Origin of the sequence: Paenibacillus sp. BK720, from assembly GCF_011761545.1 — a bacterium.
In the GTDB taxonomy this organism is placed as follows: Bacteria; Bacillota; Bacilli; order Paenibacillales; family Paenibacillaceae; genus Pristimantibacillus.
The window spans coordinates 591,617-604,587 of sequence record NZ_JAASRQ010000004.1 but is presented as its reverse complement, the minus strand read 5'-3'; the positions used below and the strand labels follow the sequence as shown (position 1 = coordinate 604,587).

The following is a 12,971-nucleotide window of genomic DNA, read 5'->3' as shown; positions in this document are numbered from 1 at the left end:
TCATTCGTTGTATAGCGAGATACTTGCTCTTAAAGTCCCGCCTCTCGCCAACGTTGCACGAAAAGCAGCATAATAGCGTGATCTAGTCCAGTAATCCAATATATCATGCACGGAATGCAGGATATCGGAGAAAAATGTCCTCAAATCGACCCTTATAGCCGCAACATCCTGCATTCTGTGCAATATATTGCGTCCATCATTTCTCAAATGGGCGAAAATCCTGTATTTCGTGCAACGATAGCTAAGTAACATCACAGGGCGGCACCTGAGGGAGCTGCGTCGATTTGAACAGAAAAAGAAATTCATTTTTTCCGTTTCGCCATACTTTTACCATGTTCCGGAAACCGAGCATCGAAGATAATGAGGATGTAAAGCAACGGCCGGGCTGAACCGGGCAGGGATTTCGGTAGGATTCCCGCAGTGCCCGTACAGTCTCTGTACGCGGTATGCTGTCGGACTGGGTACGTACTTTACGCCAAGTTAAGGAGGTTCGAATCCTCCATCGTCCTCACGGAGACGATCATGGTTGAATTTAACTCGACTGCAAATCGAGTCCAATCCAATTATTCAAGTTGCCTTGGGAAAATGCTCAGCAGGCTTATACAGCTGCACCTTGCGCCGCAGCTTTGCAGTCCGCGGATACCGGACGGGAAGAAACCTGCGCGAAAGGCCGCTGCCAAAGGCACCGCGGACAGACCGGATGCAAGAAAAGTCTGCCGCGCTGCCGTAGGAGCTGGCCGGCCGGCAGGTAAAATGCCGTTCTTAAGCGGTCTCCGCCGCGGGTACGGGAGCATTTTCGCCAAACAACGCCCAAAATCAAAGGAGGTTATATACCTATGACTGCATATATAAACAAAATTACGATTCAAAACGATCAACGCGGGCTGCTGTTTAAGGACGGAAGCTATGTAAGGCTGCTGGGCCCTGGCAAACACCGCTTTCCGTTGTTCTCGAAAACGACGGTAACGATCATGGATGTCACCAAGCCGTTTGCGGTGCCTGGCAAGGAGCTGGTCTTGTTCCTGCATGACGAGAAGCTGCTTGAGGAGCTACATGTCATTGACGTTGCCGATGACGAATACGTGCTTCATTACGAGGACGGCAGATGCAGCAGCGTGTTAAAAGCCGGCAAGCATGCTTACTGGAAATCCGCCATCAAGCATACGTTCAATCGAATGAATACGCAAAGCCTTGAGCTGCCTGCTTCCTTAAACGCGGCTGACCTGATGAAGCTGAACGGTCTGTACAACACGTATGAAGTAGCCGGCCATGAGAAGGGCTTCCTGTTCTACGACAATAGGCTGCAGCGCGAGCTTGGTCCGGGTAAATACCGGTTCTGGCGTACGCCGGTGTCGGTTATCGTGCAGACGATGGATACTCGCCGGCAGCAGCTCGACCTGATCGGGCAGGAAATGATGACGGAGGATAAAGTAACGCTTCGCCTTAACTTTGTCAGCCAATACGTACTGCACAATCCATTGAAGGCGCTTCAGATTAAGGGCTATGAAGAGCAGCTCTACATCCAGCTTCAATTGATTTTGCGGGAATACGTAGGGACAATGAAGCTGGATGAGCTGCTGCGCACGAAGCAAGAGATTGGGGCTTTCGTGCTGGAGAGGCTGGCGGCAAGGAGCGGGGAGTATGGAGTAACGTTCCTGAACGCGGGCGTGAAGGATATCATTCTGCCGGGTGAAGTAAAAGACATTATGAATACCGTGCTTCTGGCCGAGAAAAAAGCGCAAGCTAACCTTATCACGCGCCGGGAAGAGACGGCTTCCACGAGAAGCCTTCTGAATACGGCGAAGCTGATGGATGAGAACGCCACGCTGTATCGCTTGAAGGAGCTCGAGTTTCTGGAGAAAATTTGCGATAACGTCGGCAGCGTATCGCTCACGGGCGGAGGCAATCTGGTTGAGCAATTGAACCAGCTGCTTGGCGGCAAACGTTCAGGATAGGGAGGTGAGCATAATGGATGAGCAGTACCGGTTAAAAATCGAAGCCGAGCTTGCGCGCATGGAAGCGGAAGAGAATATCCGCATCCTCTATGCCTGCGAGTCCGGCTCACGGGCTTGGGGTTTCCCGTCCAAAGACAGCGATTACGATGTCCGCTTTCTTTACGTGCGGCCGGTGGAATGGTATCTGTCCGTTCGCGAGCGCCGGGACGTGATCGAGCGACCGATCAGCGATATGCTGGACATTAACGGCTGGGATCTCCGCAAAGCGCTAGCGCTGTTTAACAAGTCCAACCCGCCTTTGCTCGAATGGCTGCGGTCGCCAATCAGGTACAAGGAGCCCTATTCCACGGCGGAACGTATCCGCAGCTTGTCCGGAGCAACCTTTTCGCCTAAGTCCTGCATGTACCATTATCTTCATATGGCTAAGGGCAATTACCGGGATTATCTGCAGGGCGAAACGGTCCGGGCGAAAAAATATTTTTACGTGCTCCGTCCGCTGCTGGCTTGCGGCTGGATTGAGAAATATAACGCGATGCCGCCGATGTTATTCGAGGAGCTCGTGGAGGATTTGATTCCCGCCGATCGTGAGCTCCATAGCATTATTGCGCATCTCCTCATCCGAAAACGAGCCGGAGACGAGCTTCGTCTGGAGCCGCGTATCGGGCGGCTTAATGATTATCTGGAGGAGCGAATCGGTTATTTTGAGCAGGCGGCCGGAGCCTTGGACACGGCGGAAGGCTTGTCGGACGAACAGCTGGACCTGCTCTTTCGGGATGCCCTGCTGGAGGCATGGGGAACAGTAAGTGTATAATGGGGGCAGAGAAGGAGGGAAGCCGGATGCCAAGGGAAGTTCGGGTCAGCGAGCTCGCCGCGCTGAAAGAAATCGCGGAGATGCTCAACACGACCAATGACATGGATCAGATGCTCAGCGATGTGCTGGCGAAGCTGCTTGAAGTAACGGATTTTACGACGGGTTGGATTTTCCTGATCGATGACGACGTGCCGGGAAATACTTGCGCGGCCCATCATAACCTGCCTCCCGCCTTGACCGCCGGAAACTATGCGCTTATGTGCGGGGAGGACTGCTGGTGCGTGGAGCGCTACCGCCAGCGCAAGCTTACCCATGCCGTTAATATTATTGAGTGCAAACGCATTACGTATGCGGTAAGCCATCAGCTTGGCAGTACGGACGGCATTACCCATCATGCCACGGTACCGCTGAAGGCCGGCAAGGACCGGTTTGGGCTCCTCAATATCGCGCAGGCGGGCAAAGAGCATTTCAGCGAGGAGGAGCTGGCGCTGCTGCAGGCTGTTGCTCTGCAGATCGGGACGGCGATTAACCGGATTCGCCTGTACCAGACGCAAGAGCGGAACGCGGTGCTGTACGCCAAGCTAGGCGATGTGATCCAGCGGATTAACGGCGTCCAGGATGTTAATCAGCTGCCGATCAAGGCCGTTCAGTATATAGGAGACGCCTTCAGCTGGCCGAATGTCTCCTTGTTTATGTATGACGGACAGCAGCTGTCGCTCCGGGCTTTGTATTCGAACGGCCAACTGACCAAGGAGTGGCAGACGCTTGCGGTTGAAGCTGCCGGTCCGATTAAAGATTCGCTCAGGGACAACAGGATTGTTATCGAGTCGTCCTGCATGGAAGGCAATGAATTGGACTCCGTCGGCATTCCGCCTTACCGGTCGGCAGCGGCTATTCCGCTTCGCGTGCGCAACCGGACGATTGGCGTCATGTTCATCAGCAGTCCGGATCAGCGGCAGTTCGACGATCTTAACGAGGACTTTATGTACTCGCTGGGGGATCATTTTACGTTATGCGTGGAAAACCTCCGTATTTACGAGCACCGCAGCGAGCTTGCCCGGATGGAGGAGCGGAACCGCATGGCGCGGGATCTTCATGATTCCGTCGTGCAAAAGGTATTCTCCTTGTCCTTCCTCGCGAAAGGGGCGGAAAACGTGCTTGCCGGGCGCGATCCCGTCGTGCAGCGGTCGCTGAGCGAGATCCAGCAGCTGTCGCAGGAGGCGCTGAAGGAAATGCGCACGTTGATCTGGCAGCTGCATCCGGCAGGCCTCGAGAATGGGCTGCTGCCGGCGCTCAAGCAATACGGGCAAGGCTTGAACCTGACCGTCTATGACCGGACGGACGGGGTGCAGGAGCTGCCGCGCGCGATTGAAGAAGCGTTCTGGCGGATTGGCCAGGAGGCTCTGAACAATGTAAGGAAGCATTCCGGCAAGGAGACGGCCTATATCCGGCTGATTAAACAGCAGGACGGGGCGGCAGTGCTGGAGGTTAGGGACGAAGGGATCGGCTTTCAGGTTGACCGGAAAAAAGGACGCCAGACGATGGGGATGCGCTCCATGCGGGAGCGGGCGGAAACGCTTGGCGGCTCGCTGACGATTACGAGCGGACGGGGAACACCGACCATTGTCCGGGCAACGATTCCGCTGGAATCGGTACAAGCGCATTGCATGGAAGAGAAGGGAAGCAGCGGTGATTACTTAATATGAAGATCAAAATTTTACTCGCGGACGATCATCAGATCGTTTTGAAAGGAATATCGTTTTTTCTTGCGTTGCAGCCGGATTTCGAATTGGTCGGCGAGGCCCACAACGGCAAGGAAGCGGTCGAGAAGGCCGGCGAACTTCAGCCGGATATCGTCCTGATGGATTTGAATATGCCGATTATGGACGGCATTGAGGCAAGCGCCTTAATCAAGGAGCAGCATCCGCATATCAAGGTTCTGGTGCTGACCAGCTTTGCCGACCAGAGTCATATCGTCCCCGCGCTGCAGACCGGCGCGATCGGTTATATGCTGAAGGATGTGGAGCCGGACCAGCTTGCCGAAGCCATCCGAAGCGCGTACAAGGGAAATATTCAGCTGCATCCGGATATTTCGCGCGCCCTGCTGAGCCGTCCGGAACGGGAACCGGAGCAAAGACCGGAGTCGGTTCTCCGGAGTTTGAATAAGGATAAGTCGCTGGAAGCTTTGACGCCAAGAGAGCTTGAAGTGCTGGAGCTGCTGACGAAGGGGCTGAGCAACAAAGATATTGCGCAAACGCTGGTTGTAGCCGAAAAAACGGTAAAGACGCATGTCAGCAGCATTTTAAGCAAGCTGGATTTGTCAGACCGCACGCAAGCCGCCCTGTTTGCGGCACCGCTCTTTCAGAATAAGGGGCAGATGGCTTAAGCGGGTCTCAGCCTATAGTCGTAAGACCAGTCTCGCTTTATTTTTCCGCCTATTTGCCGATGCTGGCGAAAGTAAAACTCTATAAAATAAAGACAGTTACAAAAAGTTAACCACACATTATTTTATGGAGGGAATTAATAAGATGAGTACTGTACTGTTCGTAAAAGCAAATGACCGCGGGGATATCGCTGTCAGCGTAAAACTGTATGAAGCCTTCCTCGCTAGCTATAAAGCAACTCACCCGCAAGACACTGTAATTGAGCTGGATCTGTTCAAGGAGGAGCTTCCTTACCTGAACGCCAACCTGATCAACGGCGGCTTCAAAGCGGCTCAAGGCCTTGAGCTGACCCCCGAAGAGCAAACTGCCGTAAGCATTGCGGACAAATACCTGAATCAATTTATCGCCGCAGACAAAGTCGTATTCGGCTTCCCGCTCTGGAACTTCACGATTCCTGCCGTTCTGCACACGTACATTGACTACCTGAACCGTGCGGGCAAAACATTCAAATATACGGCTGAAGGTCCTGTCGGCCTGCAAGGCGACAAAAAAGTGGCACTGCTGAACGCACGCGGCGGCGTATATTCCGAAGGTCCTTTCGCGGCAGCGGAAATGTCCCTGAACTATGTGAAGAACATCATGGGCTTCTTCGGCGTAACGAACTTCGAGACGGTTATCGTTGAAGGCCACAACCAATTCAGCGACAAAGCGGAAGCAATCATTTCCGAAGGCGTTGCAAAAGCGGAGAAAGTGGCAGCAAGCTTCTAATTTAGGTTTTGAAAAGCGTAAAGAGTGTATAAGTGTAAAGTCCCATGTATTCCTTTTTAAAAAAGGGGATATGTGGGATTTTTACGTCTAGATGCGACAAATTTTGACAGATCCCCGTAGCGGCGTTACAATAAATTGGGACTTAAGATGCATCTAGATGCTAGTGGCGGAGAGGGTAGCGGATGAGATGAACAAAGAGTTTTTTGCGGAAATGAGAAAAATCAGCCACGAGGACGAGCTTCGATCCAAGCTGCTGCTGCATGGCGTAAAAAGGATCCTGGAGGAGAAGCAGGAGAAGCGAAAGAGCGGCTTGCTTGGTTTTTTAAGAAGAAGAGCGGACAAACAATGACGGTGTACATACATATAGGCGGTCAGGCCCTTGGCCTGGCTGATTTTTTTTATTCGTCAGCACACAAACCCTTTAAGCCTCTTCTTAGTATAAATATAACTATAACCAGAAGATCAGCTGCAAAGGAGTGAGGCGTATGTTCGAGACGATCCAAGTCGATATGATTCCCGCCGGCCGTAACAATCGTCCCGGCACTCCGATTAACGGCCCTTATTTTATTACCGTGCACGATACGGCGAATCCGGGAAAAGGCGCGAATGCCCTGATGCATGCCAAATATTTGAAAGGTGAGGCCGCCGAGGCTTTGCCGGTATCCTGGCATTTTACCGTTGACGATACGCGGGTGGTCCAGCATTTGCCGATAACGGAGCATGGCTGGCACGCGGGTGACGGGAGCCGGGGAGAGGGGAACCTAAGCGCCATCGGGATTGAAATTTGCGAAAACGAGGACGGCAATCGCGCGGAGGCCGAGGCTCGTGCCGCTAGACTGATTGGGGATCTGCTGTATAAGCTGAAGCTTCCGATCGCGGCGGTTGTTCAGCATAACCACTGGAGCGGGAAAAACTGCCCGCATCTTATAAGGGCCCGGAAGAACGGCTGGGAGAGCTTTCTAGACGGGGTCCGGAATCAGCTGAATGCTCACTTGGGGGAGGAAGATGTACCGATGACGGAAGCGGAAAGAAAGCAGTTCGAAGCGTTGGCAAGCCGTGTAGCCGAGCTGGAGGCGCAGCATAACATGAAGGTTCCCGCCTGGGCAAAACCGGCGGTAGACCGGGCCGTTGAGCTGGGGCTTATCGAAGCCCCCGCGGACGGAAACTCCCGCGATTTCTTTAGAATTCTGACGATTATCTATCGCAGAGGATTATTGAAGGATGAATAGCCGTTAATTGGAGGCGCGTAAACCCCTGGCCGGAGGAGGCCAGGGGTTATTGTCGTTTTATGCCTTACGAAACTTTTCGGGCATGGAGCTTGCGGCGCTTTTGCCTCAGCTTCGCCGTGACTACGGGTTTTAATTCCAGCCGATTCATAAGCTCCTCTTGCGTGAACGGCTTTTCCCTGCCCCATTGGATGACCTTGACCATATAGGGACTTTCGGGATTTTTCATATGGTAGAACCCGGGTATGCGCATAACCCTGGATAAGTTGGTGATCATCGGATCGGACTCGAAGGTTCGGGCTAACGCTTTTTGAATAGGGACGAATTTGCTTATGTCTCCGCCTTGCATGACCCAGTAGATGTGATAACCGTTTTTCGTTTCGACGATCATCGTATCCTTAACGCGCTCTGCGTGTTTGTTCATGAATTGTTTTTTCAATTCGGCTACTCGTTGTCTTGTCCGCTGGGCTAAGAGCTGGTATTGGCCATTTTTGTTTTGCGTGAGCGTAATGGATTGAAGCCGTTCCGAAGGGTCGGAGAGAATGGATTCTATCTTCTGCTGGATCTGTTCTTTCGTTTTGCAGCGCGCGGTAATTTTGTTGAGGTCGACATCGATGAACTGTGCTCTGATCGCTTTGAACGGGCTGTCCTTCGCCGATTCCCGGCCGTTAATTTCCACGAAAACGGCATACCCCTTCTTATTAAGCCACAATACGTTAACGAGCTTGTTCCTTCTTGAAAAAAGCTTGATTTGGGGAACCCGCTTTTCCAAGGAACGAAAAGGCTTCCGCAAGGTAATTGCGGGAAGCTCGGTAGCAAAGCTATAGCCCCGGTTTTTGCCTTTGGCGTCAGAGACTAATAAGAAATGCAATTGATCGTCCGGCTTGCAGCCAAGTTTTTCAAGAAACCGGTAGGCGTGACCGGAATAGAGCTGAACAGGTCTGGAAACTTTCGCCCGGCTTTGCGTCATTCAACCACTTCTCCTTGTAAGCTCTCGTAACCTGGGAGGTTCGTATCTAAACAATCATATTCCCATAAGAGGTTATTCGTGTGGATAGGCCGTACCCATTTTTTAATTGGGAGCCCGGCGCAAGCTCTCGCGCAGTGTTAACGCAATCGCTTGCTCCTAGCCCAAGCTTTCTCGCAGTGCGACCCTAAAAAAGAAAAGCCGCCATGGAAGCAGGCGGCTTACATCATTCCTTTTCAAGAACCGGGTGTGAGCGCGGAGAGAGAGCTTGAGGCTGAGGAGCGTGAGCGACCGCCTTTGTTTTTGAATCTCGACAACTACAGTCAAATTCAGGAGATTCAAAAACAACAGCGGCCGAAGCCCAAGCTTTCTCGCAGTGCGACCCTACGGTAAATGAGGTTCAACCACAGTTAAACTGTATTCCAAGTTACAGTTCAACCTAGATCAAAAGCACAAGAGAAGCCACAGCCTCACTCCTCGCCATCACCCGGTTCGCCCCTTTAGAACAACCACAGTTAAATGAGAGTCGTTTTTGGCTCATTAGAATCAAGCGCTTTCACAATGCCGCGTGCTAGAATGGAGAAAGAGATTCCTTATTTCATCAAGCATGGAGAGGGTGTAATCATGGTACGTATCGGTATCGTCGGTTTAGGAAACATGGGGACGGGGCATGCCCATTATTTGATTAAAGGCGGCGTCAAAGGCGCTGAACTGACAGCAGTATCCGACGTTCGTCCGGAACGTCTGGCAGAGGTGAAAGCAGAGTGGGGCGAGCACATCCAAGGCTTTTTGAGCCCGCAGGAAATGTTCGAATCCGGCGCGGTAGACGGCGTAATTATCTGTACGCCGCATTACGATCACCCGGAGCAGGCTATCGCGGCATTAAACGCGGGACTGCATGTATTGATTGAAAAACCGGCAGGCGTCTATACTCGCTCTGTACGCGAGATGAACGATGCCGCCGCAAAAAGCGATAAAGTATTCGGCATCATGTACAACCAGCGCACGAATCCGCTGTACGCAAAGCTGAGAGAGCTGATTGCTGCCGGCGAGCTGGGCGAGATTCGCCGCACGAACTGGATTATTACGGACTGGTACCGTTCGCAAAGCTACTATAATTCCGGCGGCTGGCGCGCAACCTGGGCCGGCGAAGGCGGCGGCGTTCTGATTAACCAGGATCCGCATCAGCTGGATTTGTGGCAGTGGACAACGGGGCTTATGCCCAAACGCGTGCGCGCGTTTTGCCAATTCGGCAAGCACCGCGATATCGAAGTCGAAAACGACGTTACGGCTTATGTCGAATACGAGAACGGCGCTACGGGCGTGTTCGTAACTTCGACGTTTGAATCGCCGGGTACGAACCGTTTTGAAATATCGGGCGACCGCGGCAAAATCGTGATCGAAGACAACAAGCTGACCTTCCATCGCCTGCGCGTGTTGGAATCCGAATTTAACGAGACGTATACGGGCGGATTCGGCCAGCCGGAATGCTGGAAGTTCGAGATTCCGATCACGGGCAGCGGAGGCAGCCACCAAGAAATTACGCAAAACTGGGCGGATGCGATTAACAAAGGAACGCCGCTCGTAGCGCCGGGGGAAGAAGGCATCAAGGGTCTCATGATCTCGAACGCGATGCTGCTGTCTACCTGGACGGATAACTGGGTAGATCTGCCGATTGACGAAGATCTGTTCTATGAGAAGCTTCAGGAGCAAATCGCCAAGTCCGATTCGAAGAAAAACGCCAACGAATACCGCACGCTGGACGTATCCGGCACGCACTAATCAGGAGGCCTGACAATGTCGAAAGCAAACGGAATGAATTACGCGCCTCAAGGAAAGCCGCGTCCTGTCGTACAGCAAGGCGAATTTATTTTTGCCGCGATGTCGCTTGATCACGGTCATATATACGGCATGTGTAACGGCCTCCGCGAAGCGGGCGGCACCTTGAAATGGGTGTACGATCCGGATCCTGCCAAGGTGGAAGTATTTTGCCGCGCGTACCCGGAAGTGAAAGTCGCTCTTTCGCAGGAACAAATCTTTCAGGATCCCGAAGTGCGGCTGGTTGCCGCAGCAGCCGTAACGAACGAGCGCGGGCCGCTTGGCGTAAAAGCGATGAAGCATGGCAAGCATTATTTTACGGACAAAGCTCCGTTTACAACGCTGGATCAGTTGGCCGATGCCAAGAGAACCGCTTCCGAGACGGGCAAAAAATACTCGGTTTATTACAGCGAGCGCCTTCACGTGGAAAGCGCGGAATTTGCGGGGCAGCTTATTAAAGACGGCGCGATTGGCCGCGTTCTGCAGGTAATCGGCTTGGGGCCGCACCGCCTGAATGCGCGTATGCGTCCCGAATGGTTCTTCCAAAAGGAGAAATACGGCGGCATCCTGTGCGATATCGGCAGCCATCAGATCGAACAGTTCCTTTATTACTCTGGCGCCAAGGATGCTAAAGTGCAAAGCAGCAAGGTGGCTAACTATAATAACAAGCAGTATCCGGAGCTTGAGGATTACGGGGACGCTACTCTTATCGGAGATAACGGGGCGACCAACTACTTCCGCGTAGACTGGTTCACGCCTGACGGCCTGTCCACATGGGGAGACGGCCGGACGATGATTCTTGGCACTGACGGTTACATCGAGCTTCGCAAATACGTGGATATCGCCAGAAGCAATACGGGCGATCACCTGTTCCTCGTGAACGGCGAAGGCGAGCATAAAATCGAAGTGAAGGATCAAGTAGGCTTCCCTTACTTTGGCGCACTTATCCTTGATATCTTAAACGGCACGGATCTCGCGATGCCGCAGGAGCATACCTTTAAGGCTGCTGAGCTGTGCCTCGAAGCGCAGAGACAAGCTGTCAAAGTCGAATAGAACAACAAAAAGCGAAAGAGGGATTCTGATCATGAAGCTGTCCATCTTTACAGTAGCAACGCCCGAGCTTTCCCCCGAGGAATTGGTGCGCGTGGCAAGCGAGGCCGGCATCGACGGCATTGAATGGCGTTACAAGGAAGCTCCCGAGAATGCGTCCGAGCAAAAGCCGTCCTTCTGGGGGAACAACCTCTGTACGCTGCTTCCTTCCGGCGGGGAAGAAATGGCGGACCGGTTCCGCGAAATCGCGGCAGCGCAAGGCCTAAGCTCGATCAGCGTAACGCCGTATTTGACGGCAGGCGATTTGGAAGCAACGGAGGATGTACTCCGTAAAGCCAAACGAGTAGGCGCGCAATTTATTCGCCTTGGCGTTCCGGGCTATGACCGTTCCCGCCCGTTCGGCGAGCTGTTCACCTTGGCGCGCCGATATTTGAAGGATGCGGAAGGCTTATGCCGCCAATACGGCATTAAAGGGCTGGTGGAGACTCACCATCAGACAATCGCTCCAAGCGCATCGGCCGCTTACCGCCTTGTCGAAGGCCTTGATCCTTCCTTTATAGGCGTCCTGTACGATCCGGGCAATATGGTGCATGAAGGCTTTGAAAATTACCGAATGGGAATGGAGATTCTTGGTCCTTACCTCGCCCATGTCCATGTGAAGAACGCTGCCTTCGCAACCGACGGCATGGCCGAAGACGGAAGCGTGAAGTGGAAATCGGAATGGAGCGGCGTCAAGGAAGGCGTCGTGCCTTGGAAACAGGTTATTGCCGATCTGAAAGCGGTAGGTTACGACGGTTATCTCGGCGTGGAGGATTTCAGCGGACAATTCCCCGAGACTCAGCAAATGCTGAAGCATTTTGTATTGTACATGCGCGAGCTGCTGCAAGCCGAGGGTTAATATGCTGGATTTGCATTACTGGTCAGACCAGCCGATCGAGCCGTTTTTTCACTCCCATATGCATTACGAGGTTTATTACTTCCATGGAGGCAAATGCAATTATCTGATCGGCGACCAGATTTACGAGCTTGCACCGGGCGATTTGATCCTTATGTACGGCATGACGCTGCATTGCGCCAAGGCGGATCCGTCGAAAGAATATATCCGTTCGATCATCCATTTCGAGCCGACCTCGCTGCAGCCCTATCTCGAATTGCCGCATGCCCGCAATATTCTTCAGCCGTTTCAGCAGCTGAACAATTACCGGCTGCGTCTTCGGGGAGAGGATAAAGCGGAGGTGGAGCGGATTCTGGCCAGAATGGACGAATACCAGAAACGCGGCGATGCGGTTGGCGACAACCGCTTCCGGCTGGCGTTTGTGGATCTGCTCTATATGATCCTTGATCATTGCGAGCAGCCGCTTCTGAACCGCAACAGGCAGGAATACAGCTCCGAGAAGGAAGCGACGGTGCAGCGCATTATTTCGGTGCTGGAGGAAAATTATACCGAGGATCTGAACATGGAGCGGCTGGAAGAAAGGCTTCACTTAAGCAAATCTTATCTTTCCAAGCTGTTTAAAGAAGTAACAGGCGTTACGATCTTTCATTATATTTATACAAGAAGGATCAATGAGGCAAAAATCCTGTTCCTCATGCAGCCGGAGCTGTCCGTTACGGAGGTATGCTTCCGACTGGGCTTCAAGCATCTGGCTCATTTCAGCAGACTGTTCAAGCAGTATGCCGGCATGCCGCCGGAGCAGTTCCGAAAGCGCGAGCAAGTGCAGGTGTGATTCTCTAAACGGCTCGCGAGCTTCTGCATAAACTAATACCTTTGAACTAAACAACATGACAGCCGATCACAAGATCGGCTGTCATTTTTATTGAAGTGTTGAATCATTATCCGATGACAATTCGATCAGCAAGACCGCGTAAATCGCAGATTTTTTATGTTATGGGCTAATGTCGCTATTCAATCACGAAATACAACTTTGTACTCAATTATTTACTAGTTAACAATCATGAAACAAAACTGATTTATGCTAGTACGGAGTCGAT

General features: G+C 52.5%; 13 protein-coding genes. 12 read left to right on the top strand and 1 reads right to left on the bottom strand.

Going from position 1 to position 12,971, the window contains the following annotated elements:
- Positions 1 to 526 precede the first annotated feature (526 nt).
- The 8 genes from FHT67_RS18265 to FHT67_RS18230 all read left to right on the top strand — a co-directional run bounded on the left by FHT67_RS18265 (position 527) and on the right by FHT67_RS18230 (position 7,147).
- Positions 527 to 730, top strand: coding sequence for a hypothetical protein (locus FHT67_RS18265; protein ID WP_167200498.1), 204 nt, complete (start codon positions 527 to 529; stop codon positions 728 to 730).
- 106 nt (positions 731 to 836) lie between these two features.
- On the top strand, positions 837 to 1,955 hold the full coding sequence (locus FHT67_RS18260; protein ID WP_167200496.1) for a slipin family protein: 1,119 nt from the start codon (positions 837 to 839) through the stop codon (positions 1,953 to 1,955).
- Between the two features lie 13 nt (positions 1,956 to 1,968).
- Positions 1,969 to 2,766 (top strand): nucleotidyltransferase domain-containing protein, encoded by a 798-nt coding sequence (locus tag FHT67_RS18255; RefSeq protein WP_167200493.1) that lies wholly within the window; start codon positions 1,969 to 1,971, stop codon positions 2,764 to 2,766.
- 26 nt (positions 2,767 to 2,792) lie between these two features.
- Positions 2,793 to 4,472, top strand: coding sequence for a GAF domain-containing sensor histidine kinase (locus FHT67_RS18250; protein ID WP_167200490.1), 1,680 nt, complete (start codon positions 2,793 to 2,795; stop codon positions 4,470 to 4,472).
- Positions 4,469 to 5,152 (top strand): response regulator, encoded by a 684-nt coding sequence (locus FHT67_RS18245; RefSeq protein WP_132312118.1) that lies wholly within the window; start codon positions 4,469 to 4,471, stop codon positions 5,150 to 5,152. Before FHT67_RS18250 ends, FHT67_RS18245 begins: the two co-directional genes overlap by 4 nt.
- Positions 5,153 to 5,294: 142 nt before the next feature.
- Positions 5,295 to 5,918 (top strand): FMN-dependent NADH-azoreductase, encoded by a 624-nt coding sequence (locus FHT67_RS18240; RefSeq protein WP_132312120.1) that lies wholly within the window; start codon positions 5,295 to 5,297, stop codon positions 5,916 to 5,918.
- A gap of 187 nt (positions 5,919 to 6,105) precedes the next feature.
- Entirely contained in the window at positions 6,106 to 6,267 is a 162-nt protein-coding gene (locus tag FHT67_RS18235; RefSeq protein WP_165930807.1) for a hypothetical protein, read from the top strand.
- A gap of 136 nt (positions 6,268 to 6,403) precedes the next feature.
- Positions 6,404 to 7,147, top strand: coding sequence for a peptidoglycan recognition protein family protein (locus FHT67_RS18230; protein ID WP_132312122.1), 744 nt, complete (start codon positions 6,404 to 6,406; stop codon positions 7,145 to 7,147).
- A 64-nt stretch (positions 7,148 to 7,211) separates the two neighbouring features.
- Here the strand turns inward: FHT67_RS18230 and FHT67_RS18225 are convergent, their stop codons facing one another.
- Complete coding sequence (locus tag FHT67_RS18225) at positions 7,212 to 8,114, bottom strand: DNA-primase RepB domain-containing protein (protein WP_167200487.1); 903 nt, start codon at positions 8,112 to 8,114, stop codon at positions 7,212 to 7,214.
- 621 nt (positions 8,115 to 8,735) lie between these two features.
- Between FHT67_RS18225 and FHT67_RS18220 the strand changes: the two genes are divergently transcribed.
- From FHT67_RS18220 to FHT67_RS18205, 4 genes are read left to right on the top strand one after another with little or no spacing between them, the layout of a single operon-like run.
- Positions 8,736 to 9,893 carry a Gfo/Idh/MocA family protein gene (locus FHT67_RS18220; RefSeq protein ID WP_208403345.1) on the top strand — a complete coding sequence of 386 codons (1,158 nt, stop codon included), beginning with the start codon at positions 8,736 to 8,738 and terminating at the stop codon, positions 9,891 to 9,893.
- A gap of 15 nt (positions 9,894 to 9,908) precedes the next feature.
- Positions 9,909 to 10,982, top strand: coding sequence for a Gfo/Idh/MocA family protein (locus FHT67_RS18215; RefSeq protein ID WP_167200484.1), 1,074 nt, complete (start codon positions 9,909 to 9,911; stop codon positions 10,980 to 10,982).
- Between the two features lie 31 nt (positions 10,983 to 11,013).
- A complete protein-coding gene (locus FHT67_RS18210) occupies positions 11,014 to 11,877 on the top strand; it encodes a sugar phosphate isomerase/epimerase family protein (protein WP_132312130.1) in 864 nt (287 codons plus the stop codon).
- A 1-nt stretch (position 11,878) separates the two neighbouring features.
- Positions 11,879 to 12,706 carry an AraC family transcriptional regulator gene (locus FHT67_RS18205; RefSeq protein ID WP_132312132.1) on the top strand — a complete coding sequence of 276 codons (828 nt, stop codon included), beginning with the start codon at positions 11,879 to 11,881 and terminating at the stop codon, positions 12,704 to 12,706.
- The last annotated feature ends 265 nt before the right edge of the window (positions 12,707 to 12,971 follow it).